The 22,898-nt window shown below is 68.3% G+C and carries 18 protein-coding genes and 1 pseudogene; 11 read left to right on the top strand and 8 right to left on the bottom strand.

Features of this window, described 5'->3' with window-relative positions:
* The first annotated feature begins 15 nt into the window (after positions 1–15).
* The 3 genes and pseudogenes from G6N23_RS05715 (at position 16) to G6N23_RS05725 (ending at position 2,575) form a co-directional block, all read left to right on the top strand.
* On the top strand, positions 16–735 hold the full coding sequence (locus tag G6N23_RS05715; RefSeq protein WP_085259032.1) for a class I SAM-dependent methyltransferase: 720 nt from the start codon (positions 16–18) through the stop codon (positions 733–735).
* Between the two features lie 16 nt (positions 736–751).
* Positions 752–1,498 (top strand): SOS response-associated peptidase, encoded by a 747-nt coding sequence (locus G6N23_RS05720; protein ID WP_085259031.1) that lies wholly within the window; start codon positions 752–754, stop codon positions 1,496–1,498.
* 107 nt (positions 1,499–1,605) lie between these two features.
* Positions 1,606–2,575, top strand: a pseudogene (locus tag G6N23_RS05725) (IS481 family transposase).
* Between the two features lie 13 nt (positions 2,576–2,588).
* Here the strand turns inward: G6N23_RS05725 and G6N23_RS22565 are convergent.
* Together G6N23_RS22565 and G6N23_RS05735 are read right to left on the bottom strand one after the other, a co-directional pair.
* On the bottom strand, positions 2,589–3,908 hold the full coding sequence (locus G6N23_RS22565) for a PPE domain-containing protein (RefSeq protein ID WP_095173952.1): 1,320 nt from the start codon (positions 3,906–3,908) through the stop codon (positions 2,589–2,591).
* Between the two features lie 4 nt (positions 3,909–3,912).
* The gene (locus G6N23_RS05735; protein WP_085261940.1) at positions 3,913–5,256 is read right to left on the bottom strand and encodes a PPE family protein, SVP subgroup; all 1,344 of its coding nucleotides are present in this window, start codon (positions 5,254–5,256) and stop codon (positions 3,913–3,915) included.
* A 212-nt stretch (positions 5,257–5,468) separates the two neighbouring features.
* Here G6N23_RS05735 and G6N23_RS05740 point away from each other — a divergent pair, with 212 nt between their 5' ends.
* The 4 genes from G6N23_RS05740 to G6N23_RS05755 are packed head-to-tail and all read left to right on the top strand — an operon-like array spanning position 5,469 to position 9,681.
* Positions 5,469–6,212 carry a response regulator transcription factor gene (locus G6N23_RS05740; protein ID WP_085261941.1) on the top strand — a complete coding sequence of 248 codons (744 nt, stop codon included), beginning with the start codon at positions 5,469–5,471 and terminating at the stop codon, positions 6,210–6,212.
* Positions 6,209–7,642 (top strand): sensor histidine kinase, encoded by a 1,434-nt coding sequence (locus G6N23_RS05745; RefSeq protein WP_085261939.1) that lies wholly within the window; start codon positions 6,209–6,211, stop codon positions 7,640–7,642. The genes G6N23_RS05740 and G6N23_RS05745 overlap by 4 nt, the downstream gene beginning before the upstream one ends.
* 39 nt (positions 7,643–7,681) lie before the next feature.
* Positions 7,682–8,752, top strand: coding sequence for a class I SAM-dependent methyltransferase (locus tag G6N23_RS05750; RefSeq protein ID WP_085261938.1), 1,071 nt, complete (start codon positions 7,682–7,684; stop codon positions 8,750–8,752).
* Positions 8,749–9,681, top strand: a complete 933-nt coding sequence (locus G6N23_RS05755) for a phytanoyl-CoA dioxygenase family protein (RefSeq protein ID WP_085261937.1) — start codon at positions 8,749–8,751, stop codon at positions 9,679–9,681. Before G6N23_RS05750 ends, G6N23_RS05755 begins: the two co-directional genes overlap by 4 nt.
* A gap of 20 nt (positions 9,682–9,701) precedes the next feature.
* On the opposite strand, the gene G6N23_RS05760 is transcribed toward G6N23_RS05755, so the two are convergent.
* Entirely contained in the window at positions 9,702–10,562 is an 861-nt protein-coding gene (locus tag G6N23_RS05760) for an SDR family oxidoreductase (protein WP_085261936.1), read from the bottom strand.
* 354 nt (positions 10,563–10,916) lie between these two features.
* Between G6N23_RS05760 and G6N23_RS05765 the strand changes: the two genes are divergently transcribed.
* Positions 10,917–12,176: an integrase core domain-containing protein gene (locus G6N23_RS05765; RefSeq protein ID WP_095173929.1), complete on the top strand. Its 1,260-nt coding sequence runs from the start codon at positions 10,917–10,919 to the stop codon at positions 12,174–12,176.
* 30 nt (positions 12,177–12,206) lie between these two features.
* Here the strand turns inward: G6N23_RS05765 and G6N23_RS05770 are convergent, their stop codons facing one another.
* Positions 12,207–12,674, bottom strand: a complete 468-nt coding sequence (locus G6N23_RS05770; RefSeq protein ID WP_085261942.1) for a DUF222 domain-containing protein — start codon at positions 12,672–12,674, stop codon at positions 12,207–12,209.
* A gap of 211 nt (positions 12,675–12,885) precedes the next feature.
* Between G6N23_RS05770 and pcaD the strand changes: the two genes are divergently transcribed.
* Genes pcaD through G6N23_RS05785 form a run of 3 tightly spaced genes read left to right on the top strand, consistent with a single transcriptional unit; the run spans position 12,886 to position 15,153 of the window.
* Complete coding sequence (pcaD, locus tag G6N23_RS05775; RefSeq protein ID WP_085262243.1) at positions 12,886–13,659, top strand: 3-oxoadipate enol-lactonase; 774 nt, start codon at positions 12,886–12,888, stop codon at positions 13,657–13,659.
* A 49-nt stretch (positions 13,660–13,708) separates the two neighbouring features.
* Positions 13,709–14,491 carry a CoA transferase subunit A gene (locus tag G6N23_RS05780; RefSeq protein ID WP_085261943.1) on the top strand — a complete coding sequence of 261 codons (783 nt, stop codon included), beginning with the start codon at positions 13,709–13,711 and terminating at the stop codon, positions 14,489–14,491.
* Entirely contained in the window at positions 14,488–15,153 is a 666-nt protein-coding gene (locus G6N23_RS05785; protein ID WP_085261944.1) for a CoA transferase subunit B, read from the top strand. The genes G6N23_RS05780 and G6N23_RS05785 overlap by 4 nt, the downstream gene beginning before the upstream one ends.
* A gap of 143 nt (positions 15,154–15,296) precedes the next feature.
* On the opposite strand, the gene G6N23_RS05790 is transcribed toward G6N23_RS05785, so the two are convergent.
* The 4 genes from G6N23_RS05790 to G6N23_RS05805 form a co-directional block, all read right to left on the bottom strand.
* Entirely contained in the window at positions 15,297–17,924 is a 2,628-nt protein-coding gene (locus G6N23_RS05790) for a helix-turn-helix transcriptional regulator (RefSeq protein WP_085261945.1), read from the bottom strand.
* Positions 17,925–18,006: 82 nt separating this feature from the next.
* Positions 18,007–20,781, bottom strand: a complete 2,775-nt coding sequence (gene benC, locus G6N23_RS05795; RefSeq protein ID WP_085261946.1) for a benzoate 1,2-dioxygenase electron transfer component BenC — start codon at positions 20,779–20,781, stop codon at positions 18,007–18,009.
* A gap of 10 nt (positions 20,782–20,791) precedes the next feature.
* Positions 20,792–21,316, bottom strand: coding sequence for a benzoate 1,2-dioxygenase small subunit (gene benB / locus G6N23_RS05800; RefSeq protein ID WP_085261947.1), 525 nt, complete (start codon positions 21,314–21,316; stop codon positions 20,792–20,794).
* A 15-nt stretch (positions 21,317–21,331) separates the two neighbouring features.
* Positions 21,332–22,744 (bottom strand): Rieske 2Fe-2S domain-containing protein, encoded by a 1,413-nt coding sequence (locus tag G6N23_RS05805; protein ID WP_085261948.1) that lies wholly within the window; start codon positions 22,742–22,744, stop codon positions 21,332–21,334.
* Positions 22,745–22,898 lie beyond the last annotated feature (154 nt).

Consider the following 22,898-nt stretch of genomic DNA (forward strand, 5'->3'; position numbering starts at 1 on the left):
GCACAGTGGTCAGCGATGAGCAGCGATACCGAGTTCGTAGCGCCCGCGGATCCGCCCGAGCCCTGGGACATCGGCCGCCCGCAGCCGGCGGTGCAGCAGCTGGTGGCTTACGGGGCGCTGCGCGGCGAGGTCCTCGATCCCGGCACCGGTCCCGGACATCACGCGATTTACTATGCGGCACACGGCTATTCGACAACAGGAGTCGACCATTCCCCGGCTGCGATCGCGCAGGCGCAGCGCAACGCCGCGGCGGCCGGGGTGGCGGTCGACTTCCAGGTGGCTGACGCGGTCGAGCTCGCCGGGTTCGACGGCCGTTTCGACACCGTCGTCGACAGTGCGTTCTACCACGTGTTCCAGGACGATGAGGAAACCCAGCTGCGTTACGCGCGTGCTCTGCATCGGGCCACCAAGCCGCAGGCGCGGCTGTTCATGTTCGAGGCCGGCCGCCACAACGTCAACGGCTGGCAACTGGACGGCTTGTCACCGGAGCGCTTCGGGCCGCTGCTCACCGAGGCGGGGTGGCGTATCGACCACATCGGGACCACCACCTATCAGGGCACCTTCGACCCCAACGCGTTCACCGAGATGATCGCGGTGATGGAGGCGCTCGGCCGGGAGGACCTGACGGCGGGCGTCCGCGCGCTGGCGGAGCGGTTCGCGATCCTGCAGCCCCTGCTCGAAGACAACCTGGTGCACATGCCGTTCTGGGCCGTCACCGCCACTCGGCTCGATTAGCTGTCACCATGGAGGCATGTGCGGGCGTTTCGCGGTAACCATCGACCCGGCGCTGCTGGCCGAGCGGATCGACGCGGTCAACGAGGTTCCGGCGGACGCTGATTCGGGTCCGAGCTACAACGTGGCGCCGACCGACACCGTCGCGACCGTGGTCAGCCGCCACACCGACCCCGGCGACGTGCCGACCCGTCGGGTTCGGCTGATGCGGTGGGGGCTGGTGCCGCCCTGGACCAAAGCCGGTCCCGACGGTGCACCGGCCGCCGGTGGCCCGATGCTGATCAACGCCCGGGCCGACAAGGTCACCACCTCGCCGGCCTACCGCTCGGCCGCCGAAAGGCGGCGCTGTCTGGTGCCGATGGACGGCTTCTACGAATGGCGTGCCGAACCCGGCGGAAGCAAGGTTCGTAAGACACCGTTTTACATCCACGGTGACGGCGTGATGCTGTTCGCGGCCGGTCTGTGGTCGGCATGGCGTCCCGATAGGCGGCGTGACCCGTTGTTGAGCGTCACGATCGTCACCACCGCGGCGGTCGGGGAACTCACAGGCATTCACGATCGGATGCCGCTGCTCCTACCCGAAACCAGTTGGGACAGTTGGCTGGACCCGGACGCGCCGGTCGACACCGAGCTGCTGGCTCGCCCGCCGGAAGCGCGGGGGGTCGTCCTGCGCGAGGTTTCAACGCTGGTCAACAGCGTGCGTAACAACGGTCCGGAGCTGATCGCGGAGGCCGCCCCGCAGCCCGAGCAGACGACCCTGCTGTAGGTGCTAGCTGTACTCGGCAGGGACGTTGTTGACGATTTCGGTGCGAGAAGGGAGGACCTCCGGGCTTAGTGGAGATGTCTGACGTCTTCACACACTCGGAGGTCCTCGTGTCTCACGCTAATGCCCGCTTGACCGTTCATGGTCGTCAACTGCTGGTCGATCGAATCCTGACCGGCGGGCGCAAACCCGCGCATGTCGCCGCTGAACTCGGTGTATCACGGCAATGCGCCTATCGATGGGTCCACCGCTATCTCACCGAAGGATCGGCCGGTCTCGTCGACCGGTCCTCACGACCGCACCGGTGCCCGCGACGCACCGCCGCATCGGTGGAGACCGCCGTGGTCGAACTGCGTCGTTCCTCCCGTCGAGGCCAGGATTGGATCGGTACCGAACTCGCGGTGCCGGCACGCACGGTCTCGGCGATCCTGCGCCGCCACGAGGTGGCCTACCTACGCGACTGCGACCCGTTGACCGGAGCGCTCATTCGCTCGTCGAAAGCCACCACGGTGCGCTACGAACGGGCCCGGCCCGGCGAGCTGATTCACATGGACGTCAAGAAGATCGGACGCATTCCCGACGGCGGAGGATGGAAAGCCCATGGCCGCCAGGCCGGTGACACCGCCACACGCAAGAAGGCCCGGATCGGGTTCGACTACGTGCACTCGGCCATCGACGATCACTCTCGGCTGGCGTACTCGGAGATCCTGCCCGACGAGAAGGGCGCCACTTGCGGAGCGTTTCGCGCGCGCAGCTCAATACTTCACCACCCACGGCATCACTATCGAGCGCGTCATCACCGACAACCACTTCAGCTATCGCCGCTCCAACGACGTCGCCGCCACCATCACCGCGATCGGCGCCAAACACGTCTTCATCAAGCCCTACTGCCCATGGCAGAACGGAAAAGTGGAGCGCTTCAATCGCACCCTGCAGACCGAGTGGGCCTACCGCCAGGTCTTCACCACCAACGCCGCACGAAGCGCAGCTCTTGCTCCCTGGCTCGAGTACTACAACAATCAACGCCGCCACTCAGCCATCGGAGGCCAACCCCCAATCAGCCGACTGTCACCAACGTGACTGCCGAGTACAGCTAGCGGCCGACCAAGGCCCGCTTCTCCGCGGCGTACTCCTCGTCGGTGAGGATCCCGGCGCTGCGCAACTCGGCCAGCTCGCGCAGTTCGACATCGGCACCCATCAGCAGGCCGAAGGCAGACTCCGGCGTGAACTCCGGCAGCTCGTTGGGCCGCCGTGACGGTGGCCCGGGGGCGGCAGTGCTACCGGTGGTCGGAACCCGGCGGCCCGGGGCGGCACCCGCGCTGGCCCGACCCGCCAGGCCTGCCGCGGCCATTCCCACCGCCGGCACCATCGTCTCGCCGGCGGCCACGGCTCCGGCCGCCGACGTGCCGGCGGCCGCCAAGGACACGCCGACCTGACCGATCGCCGAGGGCACCGCAGAAGCCCAGGCCAGCGGCACGGACAAGCCGCTGATCGAGGTTGCCGAGGCCATGCTGGCCGTCATCGGTAACGCACCGGCCAATGCGGCCCGAGCCACTTCCTCGACCACCCCGAAGACGCCGAGCGGATCGATGAGGAAAGTGCCGAGCGCGTCGATGCCGAACGTGCCCATCGAGTCGACGATCAGTTCCAGGCCGGCGTTGGAGAGCTCGATGGTGGGGGCGCTGGCCGAGGCCGCGGCCGTGAGCGGCCCGATCAGACCGGCCAGCGCCGACACCCCCGTCGACGAACCGGCAGCGGTCGGGAGCGTGGAGCCCTGCAGCGCCTGGGTGAGCCCGGCGAGAAGGCCCTCGCCCTGCCCCTGGGCGGCGGTGGCGGCGGCCTGTCCCACCGCTTGCCCGGCTGCGGAGGCCTGGGCGGCCGCCCCGGCCGAGCTGGTGGTACGCGGCGGTTGGGTGAAGGGGACGAGCTTGCTGGCCGCGGCGGCCCCGGCGGCGTAGCCGGACATGGCGGTGGCGTCCTGGGCCCACATCTGCGCATAGTGGGCTTCGGTGGCCGCGATCGCGGCCGTGTTCTGACCCAGGAAATTGGTCGCGACCAGCGCCATCAGCAGGCTGCGGTTGGCTGCGATGACCGGGGGCGGCACGGTCATGGCGAATGCGGTCTCATAGGCCGCGGTGGCGGCCCTGGCCTGGATGGCGGTCTCTTCGGCCTGGACCGCGATCGCGCGCAGCCACTGGGCGTACGGTGCGGCGGCCGCGGCCATGGCCGCGGCGCTGGGTCCGGCCCAGCCGGATGACAGCTCGGTGAGCACCGATTCGTAGGCGAGGCCCGCGGTGTTCAGTTCGGCGCCCAGCGCATCCCAGGACGACGCGGCCGCCAGCAACGGGCCCGCGCCCGCACCGGAATACATCCGGCCCGAGTTGATCTCCGGCGGTAAAAACGCAAAATCCATGGTGTTACCGGCCGAGTAGGCGCCGCTTCTCCTGCGCGAACTCTTCTTCGGTGAGGATCCCGGCATCGCGGAGGTCGGCCAGCTCCCGCAGCTCGCCGGAGATTCGGGTGATCGGACCGTTCAACGGACGTACCGGCGGTGGCTCCGGCTTCGGGTCATGTTGTTTGACGACCGGGCGCGGCACGCGCGGGGGAGCTGTTGCCTTCGCCTTCGTGGTCGCGGCGCCGCCACCGCGGCCGCGCCCGACGCCGGCGGTGGCGCGGCCGGCCAGACCGGCGGCGGCCATCGCGGCCAGCGGCAGCGCGGTGGCCCCTGCCGCGGTGGGGATGGCGCTCTCGGCGGCCGTCGGCAACGCCCCGCCGATCTGCTGGATCACCGTGGTGGTCGGGGCCGCGGTCGCCCAGGTCTGCGGCACCGACAAGCCGCTGAGGGTGGCTGCTTCGCCCATCTCGGCGCTCACCGGTGTCACCGCACTGGCCAGCGCCATCTCCGGCAGCAGTTCGCTCTCGATCTCGCCGACACCGATCAGGTCGATACCGAAGGAGCCGGCCGCGTCGACACCGAAGGTGCCGGCCGAGTCGATGACGAAAGTGCCGAACAGGCTGGCCGCCAGCGCCGCGTAGGACGCCGCCAGGCCGGGCTCGAGCGCCGCCGCCGACCCGACCGAACTCAACAGGGACGCGTTCGATCCGGCCGCCGCCGAACCGGGCGTGGTCAGGCCCTGCAGCGCCTGGGTGATCGCCGCGGCCACGGTGTCGGCGTGGCTGCCGGTCGCGGTGGCAGCCGCCTGTCCGACAGCGCCCGCCTGGTTGGCCGCCCCCGCGGGGTTGGTGGTCTTGGGCGGCGGGGTGAACGGGCTCAGCGTGCTGGCGGCGGCCGAACTGCCGGCGTAGCCGTACATCGCGGTGGCGTCCTGGGCCCACATCTCGTAGTAGTGGGCGTCGGTGGCCGCAATGGCCGCGGTGTTCTGGCCCAGGTAGTTGGTGGCCAGCAGGGTCATCAGTTGAGCGCGGTTGGCGGTGACGACCGGCGGTGGCACGGTCATCCCGAACGCGGCGTCGTAGGCTGCGGCGGCGGTTCTGGCCTGTGCCGCCGTGTGCTCGGCCTGGGCCGCGGTGGCATGCATCCACTGGGCATAGGGCGCGGCGGCGGCCGCCATCGCCGCGGAGCTGGGTCCGGCCCAGCCGCTGGACAATTCGTCGATCACCGAGTCGTAGGCCAGGCCGGCGGCGTTCAGTTCGGCCGCCAGTGAGCTCCAGGCTGTGGCAGCGGCAAGCAACGGTCCGGCGCCGGCGCCGGAATACATTCGGGCCGAGTTGACCTCCGGCGGCAGCATCGCGAAATCCATTGCTAGACCATTCTGTTGGCGGTAGGGATCATGGTCTCTCCTGAATTCCCCCAAGGTCGCGCCGGTCGAGGCGCCGCTGGGCGCACCACTGTCCGCAGTCGTCGGTGGCGACGGTAAACGGTGAACTTGAAGTGAACCTGAAGAATCCGGCGACCGACGAAAACCGGCCGCCGGGTGCTCCCCAACCGGGCGCGGCGGTGTTATCAATGGACATGGCCGATTCCCGGTCCGCCGAGCGGCGAGGCGGCAATCCCTCGGCGCGTGGCGCCGAGAGCTTCAGCGTGGGAACTCCGCGGGTGCTGGTGGTGGAGGATTCCGAGACCATCCGCGAGATGGTCAGCGAAGCGTTGGCCGACGCCGGCTATCTGACCGATGCTCAGGCCGACGGCAGCGGGCTGGAGGAGGTGCTCGACGGGTTCCGGCCGGATCTGGTGGTGCTCGACGTGATGCTGCCCGGCCGCGACGGCTTCGCGCTGATGGATGTGATCCTGCGCTGGGGCGAGGTCGGCGTAGTGCTGCTGACCGCGCGCGACGGCCTGCCCGACCGGCTGCGCGGCCTCGACGGCGGCGCCGACGACTACGTGGTCAAGCCGTTCGAGCTCGCCGAACTGGTGTCGCGGGTCGGTGCGGTGCTGCGCCGGCGAGGCCGGTTGCCGGCGGCAGTGCAGTTCGGCGATTTGATGGTCGACGTCGACGCCGGGGTGGCCTCGCGTTCGGGGACCCCGTTGGGCCTGACCGCCACCGAGCTGCGGGTACTGGTCTACCTGGTGGAGCAGCGTGGCCGCATCGTCAGCAGCGCCCAGATCCTCAACGCGGTGTGGGGGTATGAGGCCTACGACCCCAACCTGGTTCAGGTCCATATCAGCGGCCTGCGACAGAAGCTGGAGGCGCACGGGCCGCGGATCCTGCACACCGTGCGCGGGATCGGCTACCGGCTGCAACTGTCGGCCTCATGACCGCCACGCCGTCGCTGCGCCGGCGTTTGACGGTCATGGTGCTGGCGCTGCTGGCGGTGTTGATGCTGACCATGGGGCTGGTGATCAACGCCTCCTTGACCGCGCTGGAGAACCACAGCCTGCACGAGCGATTGGCGTTGGCCACGCAGCGCGCGGATTCCCTGGTAGCACTGGGGATTTCACCTGAACAACTGGCCGAGCAACTCAACGGCGGCATCATCAGCGCACTCGTCGTCGCCGCGGACGGGTCCAGTTTCGGTGACCCTTCGATCGAACCCGACACGACCACCGGATCGAGAATTGCGCCCCCGCCGCTGGAACCCGATGAGACCGCGACGGTCCTGGTGCATCCCCTGGCCGACGGCGGACGGGTGATCCTGGTCGCCGATACCACCGAAGCCGCCGAGACGCTGAGCCGATTACGGCGCCTGATGATCGGCGCCGGGCTCGGGATTCTGCTCATCACGGCGATCCTGCTGGCCGGGGTGAGCCGGGCCATGCTCGCGCCGCTGGACCGGCTCACCGATCTGGCCCGCGACATCACCACCGGGGACCGGGGGAGTCGCCTGCGACCCGACCGGCCGAAAACCGAACTCGGCCGAGCTGCAAGCGCTTTCGACGACATGCTCGATGAGCTGGAGGACTCCGAGAAGCGCGCCCAGCGGGCCGCCGACCAAGCGCAGCGGGCCGAGGCCGCGGTCCGGCGATTCCTCGCCGACGCCGCCCACGAATTGCGCACCCCGATCGCCGGAATCCAGGCCGCCGCCGAACAGATCGCCGGCAAGGTCGGCCAGGATGTCGGCCAGTCCGACGGCCAGGACATCGTCGAGCCCGAAGTGCTCCGCCAGCACCGCCGCGCCTCCATGCTGCTCACCGAGGCCCGTCGGGCCACCCGGCTGGTCACCGACATGCTCGACCTGAGCTACATCGACGCCGGACTGCCGCTGGAGCTCAAGGACATCGACCTGATCGGGATCGTCGACACCCAGCTCGAGCGGGCGGCGCTGCTGGCCCCGCAACTGCACCTGGCCCGCACCGGCCTGGACACCCTGACCGTCCGGGCCGATCCCACCCGGCTGGCGCAGATCCTGTCGAATCTGCTGGACAACTCCCGCCGCTACACCCCGCCCGGCGGACACATCACCGTCGAGGTGAATCGCATCGATGGCGCCGCCGAAGTGATCGCCACCGACACCGGGATCGGCATCCGCGCCGAGGACACCGAGCGCATCTTCGATCGGCTGGTGCGCCTGGACAGTGCCCGTGGCCGGGACCACGGGGGCGCCGGGCTGGGCCTGCCGATCGCGCGTGCGCTGGCCGACGCGCACGGCGGCCGGTTGACCTGCGTCCCGCACTCCGGTGGCGCCTGCTTCCGGCTGGTCATTCCACTGCGGGCGGTTGAGCCGGGCCGTCCGGATGATTCCGGCTGATCGCTGGCAGACGGCCCGCCGATTGGGTACAACGGTGCGATGGAAGGTTCGTCGCACACGTCGGCCGGCCCGCCGATGTTGCACGCCGCGATGGCGCGGCGGCTATATCGCAGGTCGGTGGCGACCGGACAGATCAAACTGCCGGCTGTTCCGGGCATGCTCGAGGAGTACGTCAAGATGTGCGACACGGTGTTCGGTGGTTTGGGGGCGCCGTTCACCCCCGACCAACTGGAACTGCTGAGGGCGAACCTGCACAAGGAGTTGACGGCCGCCTTCGAGGCCTCGGCGCGGTCGAACATCATCATCACCTATGACGCCCCGGTCGGCGAGGTGCTCAATTACGTGATCCGCGCCGAATGGCACTCGATCGCGGGAGCGTACGAGAGCTGGGTCGCCACCAGGGAACCGCCGCTGTTCGGCACCGAACCCGATGCACGGGTCTGGTCACTGGCCGGCGAGGCCACCGATCCGCGGGCCTGCCGGGTGCTGGACATCGGTGCCGGGACCGGACGCAACAGCCTGGCCCTGGCCCGGCGCGGGCACCCGGTGGACGCGGTCGAGATGACGCCGGCGTTCGCCGACAACATCCGCGCCGATGCCTACCGCGAGGCACTGGATATCCGCGTCATTCCCCGTGATGTCTTCGCCGCCGGTGAGGACCTGCGCAGCGACTACCAACTGATCGTGCTCTCGGAGGTCACGCCGGATTTCCGGATCGCCGAGCAGCTGCGAGACATGTTCGGCCTGGCCGCCCAGCGGCTGGCCCCGGGTGGGCGTCTGGTGTTCAACGTGTTCGTGGCTCGTGACGGCTATCTGCCCGACCCGGCCGCCCGGGAACTCAGCCAGCAGTGCTACAACATGTTCTTCACCCCCGACGAGATAGCCGATGCCGCAGCCGGATCGGGTCTGCAGCTGGTCGCCGACGATTCGGTGCACGACTACGAGAAGGCCCATCTGCCCGAGGGTGCCTGGCCACCCACCGGGTGGTACGCCGAGTGGACTCGCGGCCTTGATGTGTTCGATGTCGAACCGCAGGCCTGCCCGATCGACATGCGCTGGCTGGTTTACCGCAAGCCGGCCGAATCCGACGGGAATACGGTGACGCGATGACCGGGTCCCTCACCGCGCATGACGCGCAGTGCCGCGACTTCTGGGCCGCGCTGTGTCCGCAGCTGTCGATCGACGGCGATGCCGACGCCCTGCCCGCGGCCGTCGGCGAGACCGACCCGCTGCTGGTGACCCTCAAACGCGAGGGCTACATCCGGGTGCCCGACGCTCTGCCGGAAGCGGCGGTCGCACCGATCCGCGACGCGGTGTCGACACTGTTCCGGCTGGGCATTCCGCTGCCGTTCGCGTTCGTCTACGACCAATTGTGGCTTGCGTTTCAGGGACTTTCGGCGTTTCTGACGGCGGTGCTCGGCGACGGTTATCGGGCGTTGCCCGACTTCTGGGTCTGGCACGTCAACCCCGACGACAACGCAACCGGTTGGGGGCCGCACCGCGACCGGGTGATCCCGACATTGGATGCCGACAACTCGCCGCACACGCTGACGGTGTGGCTGCCGTTCACTGATGCCACCCCGCTCAACGGCTGCATGTACTTCCTGCCCGCCCATCTCGATGATCGGTTCCAGCAGCGGCGCTGGGACGGCGCCGACAACACCGTCGTCTACAACCCGCAGAACATCCGCGCGGTGCCGGCCACCGCCGGCAGCGTGATGGCCTGGAATCAGGCGATCCTGCACTGGGGCGGGCGGGCCAGCCGGCTCGGGGACGCCCCGCGGATCAGTGCGGCGTTCGAATTCCAGCGTGCCGACCGGCCGGCGTTAAACAGTCCGCTGCTGGACCCGGGCCGGCTGCCGACATTCGGCGAACGGCTCGGGCTGATCGGCAAACAGGTGCTGCAGTACCGCCACATGTACCCGCTCGGCGACGACGTCGCCGCCATCGCCACCTCACTGGTGGAGCGCTTCATGCCGGGCACCGCCGTCGTACCGGTGGGGAACTCGACGTCGGCGGGCATGGCCGCGGCGTTCTGATCGGTGCGTCAGGGCCGAACTCACGGTTGCCGATAGCCCGGCGGGTTGACGGTGTCCACCCACAGATCCACGCCCAGGTCGCTGCCGGGCACGCAGTCATAGACCGACAGGTCGGAGACGCCGGACTCCAACAGTACGTCCTCGCACAGCAGTGAGTTACCGGTATAGGAGCCGGCCGGCCGGGTCACGATGGCGTAGGCGGCGTCGGCGTAGACATCGGGCGTGCGGGCCCGGGCCATCGCCTCGTCGCCGCCGAGCAGGTTCTGCACCGCGGCGGTGGCGATCAGGGTGCGCGGCCACAGGGTGTTGGACGCGATTCCGTGCGGACGCAGCTCTTCGGCCATACCCAGGGCGCACAGTGTCATCCCGAATTTGGCCATCATGTAGGCGGTCGGCTTGAGCCACTTGGGTTCCAGCCGGATCGGCGGGGACAGGGTGAGGATGTGCGGGTTGTCCCGGCCGATCATGTGCGGGATGCAGGCCTGCGACACCGCGTAGGTGCCGCGCACCTCGATTTCGTTCATCAGGTCGAAGCGTTTCAGCGGTACCTCGAGGATCGATCCGAGGTTGATCGCCGAGGCGTTGTTGACGCAGATGTCGATCCCGCCGAACCGCTCGACGGTCGCCGCGACGGCCTTTGTCACCGAGTCCCCGTCGCGGATGTCGCCGACGATCGGCAGCGCCTGCCCGCCGGCGTCCTCGATCTCGGCGGCCGCGGTGTAGACGGTGCCGTCCAGCTTTGGGTGGGGTTCGGCGGTTTTGGCGATCAGCGCGATGTTGGCGCCGTCGGCGGCGGCCCGCTTGGCGATTGCCAGGCCGATGCCGCGGCTGGCACCCGAGATGAACATGGTCTTGCCGGAGAGGGGTCCTGTGTTGGCCATGCTGGTCACCCTATGCCGCCGACGCCGTCGCACATCGCCGGATGGTCAGGGTTAGAAGGGCGGGGGATCGTCGCGGGCCGCGCGGCGCTTCGCCGCAGCGGCGGCTTGGGCGTCGAGCCGGGCCTGGTTGTGGTTGCGCTCTCAGCGGATGCGGTCGGCCCGGTCCTGGGCGCGGGTTCGGACCCGGGTCGGCATCATCAGGCTGCGATCGCCACCCGACGCGGGGCTGGTCGATGTCATGGCGGACTGATCCTGTCGGATGTCATCCCTCAAGACATCGGTGACAGTTCTGTATCAGGACATCGGTGACACGATCGGGGTGTTTGGTGGTGACACTTCTGGCTTGTTTGAGCGGTGGCTGCCGTTAATGAACCCGTTGATCCTCGTGTCCGTCTCGCGATCGTGCAGTGGCCTGATGACGCGCCACGTGGAGCGGTGACGACGTTCTGTGTCGAGCATCAGATCTCCCGCAAGACGTTCTATGCGATCCGGGCCAGGACCCGCACCGACGGCGCGACCGCGGCCCTGGAGCCGCGCAGTCGACGCCCGAGGAACAGTCCGACCCAACTCAGCGACGAGACCAAGCAGCAAGCCTTGGGCGTTCGCGCTGCGCTGGAGTCGTGCGGCTTGGACCACGGGCCGATCAGCGTTTTCGACAAGATGCACGCCATCGGGCTCGAATCGGTGCCCTCGGTCGCCTCGCTGGCCCGGATCTTCCGCCAGGCCGGCGTGTCCAAAGCTGAGCCGAGGAAAAAGCCCCGCTCGGCCTGGCGGCGGTTCGTCTATCCGGCGCCGAATGCGTGCTGGCAACTCGACGCCACCGGGTACGTGCTCACCCGTGGGCGTCAATGTGTGATCTTCCAACTCATCGATGACCACTCCCGCTACGCGGTCGCCTCCCACGCCGCCTGGGGTGAGACCTCCGAGGCAGCGATCGCGGTCTTTAACAAGGCCGTTGCCGCCCACGGTGTTCCCCAACGCCTGTTGTCGGACAATGGGATTGCGCTGAACCCGGCGCGGCGTGGATACCAGGGCCGGCTCGTCAAACACCTCTCCCGACTGGGCGTGGAGGCGATCACCGGCAAGCCATACAAGCCGACCACCCAGGGCAAAAATGAACGCTTCCATCAGACCTTGTTCCGCTACCTGGACAAACAACCGCTGGCGAGCACGCTGGCTGAGCTGCAGGCCCAGATCGACGCCTTCGACGACATCTACAACAACGAACGTCCTCATCAAGGGCTGCCTGGCCGCGTCACACCGCGCACCGCATGGGAGGCCACCCCGAAAGCCCAGGCCCCTCACCCCAAGACCGACCCGCCCTTGTTCGTCCGCGCTGCATCCAAGCGCTTCCAGCCGCAGCCACCACCACAAGACCTGCCCGCCGGCACTTACGTCACGACCCTGACCAGCGGTGGCGCATTCACCGTTGCCGGAGTCCGCTACCAAGTCGACGGCCGGCGCGGATTCGAACAGGTGTTGATCCTCATCGCTGGCGACACGATCACCGTGACTGACCTCGACGGCGAAGTCCTCATCGAGCACACCCGACCCGCACCGGGAGTCCGATACGTCGGCAACGGAAGATCCCGAGGCCCCCGTCAAGACCGATGAAACGTCACCGATGTCCTGACACACCAACCGTCACCGATGTCCTGATACAGAACTGTCACCGATGTCCCGAGACATCACACTGATCCTGTCGGACCCCCTTATACAATCGAACCTATGTTCGATCCCGACCCTGCCGCGGTTGGATCTGATCCGTGGTCTGATGTGGCGGGTCTCATCGATGCTGCGGGCTTCGCGGGCCGCGGCCGGCTCCAAGACCTGCACCCAGTAGTCGACCGCCTCGACGATGCGACTGCGCGACCATGTGCCCCACCTCGGCGCATTGCGCTCCAACCAGCGATCCAGCCGTGGAATGGCGCCGGGATCGAGCATCACCTCGCTGCGATGCACCACGGCCGAGACCAGCTGGAAATCCACCACCCCGGCGGCGAACAAGGCGCCGAAGCGGGGCAGTCGGTCGGCCAGGGCCAGACCTATCCGCAACTGCCCGGCCGCCCGGCCCCGGCTGATGCCCTGCGCCGCAGCGATCTCGGCGGCCACCGCCTTTCCAGCCGTCGACCGCTCAAATCTCCCGCCGGGCCCGACAGGATCAGTCCGACAGGATCAGTCCGACCGAACCTGGGCGGGCCGACTCGCGAAGATTGATGAATTAGATATATCAATGAATGAAATACAAGTATTTCAGAATATCAATACTGGTCATTACTGTTGAAACGTGACGACTTCCGCCGACATCGCCAGCGGTCAGCCCATGCGCGATCCCGTCGCGGTGCACGCCGTTATCACCGGCCGCGAAGGCGGCCCGGTCGTTGTGCTGTCCAACTCGCTGGGATCCACCCACCGGATGTGGGACGCCCAGATCGGCGCGCTGGCGGATCGGTTCCAGGTGGTGCGCTACGACACTCGTGGGCACGGCCACTCCCCGGTTCCAGGCGGGCCGTACACCATCGACGACCTGGCCGACGACGTGATCGCACTGCTCGACCGGCTCGGTGTCGAGCGGGCACACCTGGTCGGACTCTCGCTGGGCGGGATGACCGCGATGCGAGTCGCGGCCCGCAACCCCGAGCGGGTCGACCGGCTGGCCGTGTTGTGCACGGCAGCGCATCTGCCACCGGCCACCGCCTGGGAGGAACGGGCCGCGATGGTCCGCGCTCAAGGTGCCGGCGCGGTCGCCGCCGCGGTGGTTCAGCGGTGGTACACCCCGCAATACCTTGCGGCGCACCCCGGCGTGCGTGCCGAGAGCGAAGCGATGGTCGCGGCAACACCCGCGCAGGGCTACGCCGGCTGCTGCGAGGCGATCGCCGCCCTGGACGTCCGCGGCGACCTGGCGGCGATCACCGCCCCGACCCTGGCGATTGCCGGTGCCGACGACCCCGCCACCCCGCCGGCCAAGCTCGACGAGATCGCCGCCGGCGTCAAACACGGTCGGCTGCTGGTCGTTTCGCACGCTGCGCACCTGGCCAACGCCGAGCAACCCGAGGTCATCACGCCCGCCCTCATCGAACACCTGGAGCAACCGTGAGACGCGCCGCCGAGGATGCGGAGCGCAGCGACGAGGAGGAGAGGCGCACATGGCACTGAACAAAGTGGTCGAATCGGCCGCCGCGGCGGTCGCCGACATACCCGACCGTTCGAGCCTGGCCGTAGGCGGCTTCGGGCTGGCCGGTATCCCGTGGTTTCTCATCGAGGCCCTGCTGGAGCAGGGCGCCACCGACCTGACCATCGTGTCCAACAACTGCGGGGTCGACGGCGCCGGGCTGGGGCTGCTGCTCGACGCGCGGCGGATCAGCCGGGTCATCGCCTCTTATGTCGGGGAGAACAAGGAATTCGCCCGCCAGTACCTCAGCGGTGAACTGACCGTCGAGCTCACCCCCCAGGGCACCCTGGCCGAACGGATGCGCGCCGGCGGCAGCGGAATCGGCGCCTTCTTCACCCCCACCGGGGTCGGGACCGCCGTCGCCGACGGGGGACTGCCCTGGCGGTATCACCCCGACGGCAGCATCGCCATCGCCTCACCGCCCAAAGAGGTACGCAACTTCCGCGGCACCGACATGGTGCTCGAGGAGGGTATCGTCACCGACTATGCGCTGGTGCGCGCAGCGGTCGCCGATAAGGCCGGCAACTGTCAATTCCATGCTGCGGCACGCAATTTCAACCCCCCGGCGGCAATGTCTGGACGGACCACCATCGTCGAAGCCGAGCGGGTCGTCGAGGTCGGGGAACTTCACCCCGATGCGGTTCACCTGCCGGGAATCTTCGTCAAGCGAATCCTGGCACTCACTCCGGAGCAGGCCGCGCGCAAGGACATCGAGAAGCGCACCACCAGGCCCCGAGGACAGGAGGCGACGCGATGAGCTGGACCCGCGACCAGATGGCCGCCAGAGCGGCCCGGGAACTGCACGACGGTGACTACGTCAACCTCGGCATCGGTCTGCCCACACTGATTCCCGGTCACCTGCCCGACGACTCCAGCATCACGCTGCACGCCGAGAACGGCATCCTCGGCGTCGGGCCTTTCCCCTACGACCACGAAGTCGACCCGGATCTGATCAACGCCGGAAAGCAGACCGTCACGGTGTTGCCCGGGGCATCGTATTTCGACTCCGCGACCAGCTTCGCGATGATCCGCGGCGGCCATGTCGATGTGGCCGTGCTGGGCGGCATGCAGGTAGCGACCAACGGTGACCTGGCCAACTGGATGGTGCCGGGCGCCATGGTCAAGGGCATGGGCGGTGCGATGGATCTGGTCAGCGGCGTGCGCCGGGTGATCGTGCTGATGGATCACAGCACCAAGGCCGGCGCCGCCAAGCTGGTCGCCGCCTGCGATCTGCCGCTGACCGGCCGCGGCGTGGTCAGCCGGGTGATCACCGACCTCGGGGTGCTCGACGTCGTCGGGGACGGTTTCGCCTTGGTGGAATTGGCTCCCGGGGTCAGCTATGACGAGGTGGTCGCGAAAACCGGGGCGCCGGTGCTTGATCGACGGGCAGTTGGGCAACCGGCCGGCGTCGTAGGTTGATCCCTGGCGATAGGGGTCGATCTGAACGCGTCGGGGCTGCTCACGGAGCTGTCGGGGTCAGCGCGTGAGGATCGGCTGTACCACGCGTGTCGGGCGGCGGCCTCCCCGCGGCGCAACGCCGCCGGGTCTGCGGGACGGTAGTTTCAGCGGCGCAGTGCCGCCAATTCGGATCGGGACCGCACTCCGAGCTTGGTGTAGATCCGAGTCAGGTGATACTGCACCGTCTTCGGTGAGATATAGAGCTCGGCGGCTACCTCGCGATTGGAGTGGCCTTGGGCCACCAGGGATGCCACCGACTCCTCCTGCGGGGTCAGCTCGGTGAATCGGCGCGCGCCGCGCAGCTGGTGTACCCCACCGGCTTTGAGCTCACGGTCGCACCGGTCCACGAAAGTGCGCGCCCCCAAAGACAGATACAACTCGCGCGCGGTGCTGATCACCGTATCGGCGTCGCGTCGCTTCCCGGCACGGCGCAGCGTCTGCCCGTAGGCGAAGTTGACCCGGGCCAGGTCATAGCGCAGCGGCAGGCCGTCCAGCAAGGTGAGGGCGGCGTCGAAGGACCGCCGCGCTGCGGCGAGATCGCCGGCCGCCCCGAGCAGCCTGCCGCGTGCGCTGTACAGCCGTGCCTTCGCGGAACGATGCGCGCCGCAAGACCGTTCGTGCGACCGCAGCAGTGCGTCGGCGGCATCGAGTTGCCCGTCGCTGACCAGCGCACCGGCCAGGACGTCGACCCACGGCCACAACGCCGGCTGGTGCAGCGCGGGATCCCACGGCGCCCTGGTCAATGGTTCGAGCACCCGCCGTACGGTGGGGTGATCGGCCTCGGCTTCGGCGACCACAGCCCGTGCCATCAGCGCGGGCAGTCGCATCAGTTCGTAGTCGCCGGTAGGCGCGTCCGCCGCCGAAACCGCCGCCGCCGCGGCCGGCCAGGACCCCCGCAGCGCATGCACCTGAGCCTCGGTCCACGCCAGCAGCGGCGTGGCCAGCACGATGCCCGTGCTCGCAGCCAGCTCGCGGCCCTGTTGGGCGCTGTGCAACGCCCGGTCCCAGTCGCCGACGGTGAACTGTACCCGCGCCAGCCAGGCAGTCGCCCACAGCGTGATTCGCGCTGAGCCACCCAGCTCCGCCATCGCCACCGCGCTCTCCAGGTTGCTGCGGGCGCCGTCGACGTCGTCCATGCTGAGCAGCAACCAGCCGCGTCCCATTGCGACGCGTTGAGCCTGCGCCCCGTAGCCGATGCGCGCGCCGAGCTCGTCGTAGGCGGCGGCCGCTTCGCGGGATCGTCCCGACGACGCCAGCCCCAGCCCGCGGATGGCGGCAGCCTCGATCCCGGCGGGCGAGTCGTCGCCGGCGAGCGCTATTGCACGATCCGCCCAGCCGACGAGTTCCTCTCCGCGGCAACGCATCAGCGAATTCAGCACGTAACGCTGAGCGATCTGGGCGGCCGTCGCCGGATCACGTTCGGCGTTGACGATGTCAGATGCGCGGCGCAGCCGGACCTCCGCCTCCGCCGCCCGGCCACGAAGTATGGCCAGATAGGCCAGCACGGCATTGCGAAGCGGGGTCTCGCGCAGGCTCTCCACCACCGGAACCAGCGCGGCTGCGCCCGCACAGTCGCCGGCGGCCACCAGTGCGTCCACCGACCGGGTGAACCGGTCATCACGCAGCAGCGGATCGGCGGTGAGTCGGCTGGCGTCACGAAACAGCCTCGCCGCCTCGGCCCACGCTCCGGCAGCGGCCTGGTCGTGAGCCAGTTCCTCGACCTGGTCGGCCAGCTGTGGGTCGGTAGTCGGTGTGGCGGCAACCAGGTGGCGTAGCCGGCGGGCCGGGTCGACCACGATCTGCGCGGCCCGGCGGTGGGCTGCAGCGACCGCGCGGACACCCATGATCTCGATGACGGCCGCAGTGGTCAGCGGATCGGCCAGGCGTGGCTGGTGTTCTGCCGTCATGCTGATCAGGCCGACGGTGACGCCGTTGTCGATAGCGGTGAGCGGATCCTCCGAGCAGGCCAACTGCGCTGCGGTGTCCAGTGATTCGTCCGTCGCGAGAACGGCCAGCGCTTCGATGAGGTGGCGGGTAGCCGGGGTGCAACTGTCCAGCCGGGCGCGCACGTCGGCGGTGACGTGCGCCGGGGCGGGCAGTGGGGCATCCGGATGGGTCCATACCGACGCCGGCAGTTCGTCGAGCAGGGCGAGAACATCACGCGGATTGCCGCCGGTATGGCGGGTCAGCAGTTGGGCCATCACCGGGTGCAGCATCCTGCCGCGCAACCGAGCCAGTTCGGCCACCGCCGCGGAATCCAGTCCGCCGAGGCGCATTTCGTCGGTGTCGAGCCCGGTCAGCAGGGGAGTAGGTGTCGCCTCGGCGAGCAGCACCAGCAGTGACGCCCCGCGATGGTGCCGAACGGCGGTGCTGAGCGCCTGCAGTGAGATCGGATCGGCATATTCGGCGTCGTCGACGATGACCAGCACCGGGCCGTCGCCGCTGACCCTGCCGATCAGCCAAGCCGCGGCGGCGACCGGTTCGATCGGCGGCGAGTCCTGCAACAGCTGACGCAGTACCCCTGCGGGCGTGTCGGTCTCCCACGCCATGGCCTGCGCCCGGTAGGCCGGACCCTGGTGGACGTCGGCGAGGTGTCGCAGCAGCGTGGTTTTACCGATTCCGGCCGGACCGACGAGACGTACTATCGCGGCGCCGCCGGCTGCCGCGCCGTTGATCCGCTCGGCCAGCTCGGCCAGCTGCTGATCACGCCCGATGCACACCGCGGGGACCATCACTAGAAGTAAAGCAGGTTTTTCGTAAAACCACGGCGGGACGTTACCGCCGTTCCGGACGCGACCGGGCTTGCCGCTTTTCTCAGCCCTGATCGCCGCCGGCGACCGGCAGCACCGTGCCGGTGATGTACGAGGCCTCGTCGGAGGCCAGGAAGCAGATCGCGGCGGCCTGTTCGTCGAGGGTGCCGTAGCGCTTGAGCAGCGACGAGTCGATGGTCTGGTCGATGTGGGTCTGGAACCATCCGCGCTCGGTATCGCTGACGGGTTCGGGTGTGCCGCGGGAGATCCGGCGCGGTGGCGCCTGCGTACCGCCGGGCGCGGTGGCGCAGACCCGGATGCCGGCGTCGGCGTACTCCATCGCCAGCGACGCGGTGATCGCGTTGATACCGCCCTTGGCCGCCGAATACGGAATCCGGTTGACCCCCCGGGTCGCTGCCGATGAGACATTGACGATCACGCCCCGCCCGCGAGCCACCATCGACGGCAATGCGGCGCGGCAGGCGAACAGCGTGGTGAGCAGTGAACGGTCCACCTCGGCGCGGATCTCGGCACCGCTGAATTCGGTGAACGGCTTGAAGTTGATCGCCCCGCCCACATTGTTGATCAGTACGTCGATCTGACCGAAACGCGAAAGCGCTTGCTGGACCAGCGAGCTCGCGCCCTCGGGCTGCTCGAGGTCAACGGTGACCGCCAGGGCCTGCGGATCGCCGGCAACCGGCCCTTCGGCGAGTTCCCGGGCCAGCCCGACGACCAACTCGGAGCGGTCGGCCAGCACCAGCGTCCCGCCCTCGGCGTTGATCCGGCGGGCGGTGCGCTCGCCGATGCCTTGCGCTGCTCCGGTGACCACCACGACCTTGCCGTCGAATCGGCCGGGCGTGACGAAGCGCGGCCGGCGCTGCGCCAGCGCATCGGCCATGGCGCGCCGCATGGTCTGTTTGGCCCGGTCGGCGTGGGCGGAGATCAGGCCCCGGGCGCCGGCGCGGTCGCCGGCCTCGAACGCGGCGACGATGTCGACGTGGTCTTGGGCGCACAACGGGTGGCACCAGGTGGCGTTGCGCAGCACGTCGCCCATCCGGCCCTTGACCCCGAGGGCCTGATAGGCCTGCAGCAGATGGTTATTGCCGGTCAACGTGAACAGGTATTCGTGGAAGGCCGCGTTGGTCTCGGTGTACTGGATGGCGTCCACCAGCCGGTCCCCGTCGACATAGGGCAGTGTCGACTCGGCCAACAGCCGATAACCGGTGAGCTGCTGGCTGGTCAGCCGCCCCAAGGTCAGCTCCACGGCGCCCAGTTCGAGGGCTTCGCGGGCCTCGAACAGCGCGTCGGACTCATGCACCGCGGGGTGCTCCTCGCCGATCTGATAGCCGTCCGGGGCGACGGTCGGCGCCGGGGCAGCCGGTGGCGCGACGGCGGCCAGCGTGGCGGACGGGAACATCTGCTGACCGATGACCGACCGGGCCCCGGGGTCGGCACACAGCGGGCCGTCCTCATCGAGCGGAATCGTGTCACCGGCGTGCGGGTCTGCCGGGGTGAGCAACTGGCCGAGGATGCGCCGGGCGGTATCGCCATCGGCGGTCGCCACTTTCGCACCCGGCGTCGGCTCGATCGCCGCAGCGGGCAACATGACCTGGCCGATCGCGGCCCGGCCGTCGGCAGCAGGGAGAAGATCTTCGACCGGTGCGACGGGACCGACCGGAGCGACCGGAGCTGCTGGCGTGGCCGGTGCCACGTGCTCGCTGGTCTCGGCGGCGGCGGGGGCCGCCGCGGCGGCGGCGGGCACTGCCAGGGCGAACTTTTCGTAGTAGAAGCCGGTCAGCGCGACGTGCGCGTCGGTGAGGTGCTTGCGCACCGCCTCGACCATCGGTGGCGGGCCGCAGACGTAGGTGGCGACGTCACCGTCGTAGAGGTGTTCGGGTGCGATCAGGCTCATCACGTGTGCCTTGTCGGGCCCCCGGTTGGGGGCCGAGCTGTTCGGGTCGGACACACAGTAATCCCAGCTGAAACCCGGCAGCCCGGTGGCGAGTTCGGCAATCGTGTCGAGTTCCACCAGGTCTTCGTCGGTGCTGACGCCGTAGATCAGGTGGGCTCGCCGCCGGCTGCCGTCGGCGCGGACTTTGCGCAGTATCGCCAGTACCGGCGCCAGACCGGTGCCACCGGCCAGCAGCAGCACGGGGCGGTCGGTCTCGCGCAGGAAGAACGATCCGTGCGGCCCGGTGAACTCGAGGTGGTCGCCGACCGCCGCCCGCGCGGTGAGGTAGGTCGACATCACACCTCCGGGGGTCAGCTTCACCAGGAACGTCAGCCGCTCGTCGTTGGGGGCGTTGCTGAACGAATACGAGCGGGTCACCTTCTCGGTCGCCGACGCGCCCGGCACCGCGATATTGGCGTACTGGCCCGGCAGAAACGTCAGCTCCGCCCGGTTCGGAATCTCCAGCGCGATCGCCATGGTGGTCGCCGACAGGCGCTTGAGTTCCACCAGCGTGCCCGAATAGGAGGTGGCCTGGGTCTTGGCGACCTCGGAGGTGCTGCGGATCTGCAGGACGATGTTCGAACGCGGTTTCATGACACACGGCAGGCAGTAGCCCGCCGCCGCCTCGTCCTCGGACAGCGCATCGGGCAGGTAGCTGCCGCGGTCGTAGGTCCCGGACTCGCAGAAGGCTTTACAGGTGCCGCATACGCCGTCGAGGCAGTCCACCGGAATGTTGACCCGCTGACGGTAGGAAGCGCTGGCGATCGTCTGGTCTTCGGCGCAGCTGACGAACCGGGTGACACCGTCTTCGAACCCCAGCGCCACCTGGTGCGCAGGCGCCGGGCTCGCAGTGTCCACCGGTGCTCCGGGGTGCGATGTGACGGTCATATCGGCTTCCTCAGATGTGGTAGATGTCCACGACGTGGTCGATGTAGTCGTTCTTGAGCACCACCGTCTTTCGGCGGATCAGCGGCTGTTCGCCGGAGAAGTCGATGGTGTAGAACGACGTCCCGTAGTACGGGTCGACCTGCTCGTAGCGGTAGTACATGGTGTGCCAGTTGAAGCGGATGTCGACCACATCGCCGCGGCGTTCGATGACCTCTACATTGGCGATGTTGTGGCTGGTGCGCGGGTCGGGAAGTGAAGTCGCCGAGGAACGCTCGGTGCGGATCCGGAAGACCCGGTCGTGCAGGCCGCCCTTGTTGGGGTAGTACATCAGCGACACCTCGGTCTGGGGATCCTCGGTGAGCCGGTCGTCGACATCCCAGGCCGGCATCCAGAACACCACATCGTCGGCGTAGCACTCCAGCCATTTCTCGAACTCGCGGTCGTCGAGGTATCGCGCCTCGCGATAGAGGAAGGCTTCGATCGCGTTCTGGGTGATGTGCTTGCTACCCGTCTGGGGGTCTTCGGTGAGGGTCATGATCGGTGCTTTCGTTCAGTGGCCGCAGGGGGTCCGGTGGGCGCCATTGGCTCGGGTCGCCTCGATCTCCCGCTCCGTGGTCAAGGCATCGCGCATGACTTCCAGCCAATACTGGTCCTGCGCAACGAACAAGCCTTCGTCCTCGGCCTTGATCCCCGAGGAGATGACGTTGTGCATCCCGAGCGACTCGGCGACGGCGTCGGGTCCGCTGATCCAGTGCTCGGCGCCACGGCTGACGTCGTTCCAGGGCGCATGCTCGGCGTGGAAGCCGTTCTGCACCGAGCGGAACTCCTCCAGATCGTCGGGGGTAGCCATGCCGGTGGCGTTGAAGAAGTCCTCGTACTGGCGGATCCGGTTGGCGCGGGCCTCGGGGCTCTCACCCTTGGGTGCGATGCAGTAGATGGTGATGTCGGTCCGGTCGGCCGAGATCGGGCGGATGCGGCGGATCTGGGTGGAGAACTGATCCATCAGGTAGACGTTCGGGAAGAGGCAGAGGTTGCGGGAGCCGGCGACCATGAACTCGCCCTTGGCTTTTCCGTGTGCGGCCCGCAGTCGGTCGGTCTGGTCGTACAGTGGCCGGTCCTGTGGGTTGGCCGCCTGGGTCCACAGGCACATGTGCCCATTGGGGAAGGACCAGTAGCCGCCGCCTTCTTCGGCCCACTTGGACGCGTCGAGCACCTTGGTCTCATAGGCGGAGTCGCCGGTGGTGCGACGGGAGGTGGTGGCGGCGTAGTTCCAGTGCACCGACGTGACGTGGTAGCCGTCGGCGCCGTTCTCGATCTGGACCTTCCAGTTGGCGTGCAGCGTGTAGGTGGAGGTGCCCCGCAGCACCTCCAGGCCGTCCGGCGACTGGTCGACGAGCAGATCTATCACCTTGGTCGCGTCGCCGAGGTATTCGGCAAGCGGCGCCACGTCTGGATTCAGACTGCCGAACAGGAAGCCGCGGTAGTTCTCGAAGCGGGCGACCTTGGTCATGTCGTGTGAACCGTTGGTGTCGAAGCTCGCCGGGTAACCGGCGCCTTCGGGCAGTTTGACCTTGAGCAGGCTGCCGTCATTGCGGAAAGTCCACCCGTGGAAGGGGCAGGTGAACGTCATGCGGTTGTCGGTCTTGCGCCGACACAGCATTGCGCCGCGGTGAGCGCAGGCGTTGATCAGGCAGTGCAGCGCGCCGTCCTTGTCGCGGGTGATCACCACCGGGCTGCGGCCGATGTCGGTGGTGAAGTAATCGCCCGGATTGGGGACCTGGCTCTCGTGGGCCAGGTAGATCCAGTTGCCCTCGAAGATGTAGCGCATCTCGAGATCGAAGATCTCGGGGTCGGTGAAGATGCGGCGGTTGACGCGGTAGATGCCGGCCTCATGGTCCTCGAGCACCGCGTCGTCGAGAACGCTCGCCAGGCGATCCAGCTTGGTGGTGCTCGGTGCGGTCATGGGTGCCTCCAGGGATTGGTTCTACAACCCTCGCACCGGGTGGTGCCCGTCACACCAGGTAAATGCCTAGTCCTGGGCCGGGCATCGATTAATGAAAATTAACGATCAATCAGCCGAAAAGACGTCCTTGTTCGGTATGGATCGCGGCCATACG

The organism is Mycolicibacter terrae (assembly GCF_010727125.1).
In the GTDB taxonomy this organism is placed as follows: Bacteria; Actinomycetota; Actinomycetes; order Mycobacteriales; family Mycobacteriaceae; genus Mycobacterium; species Mycobacterium terrae.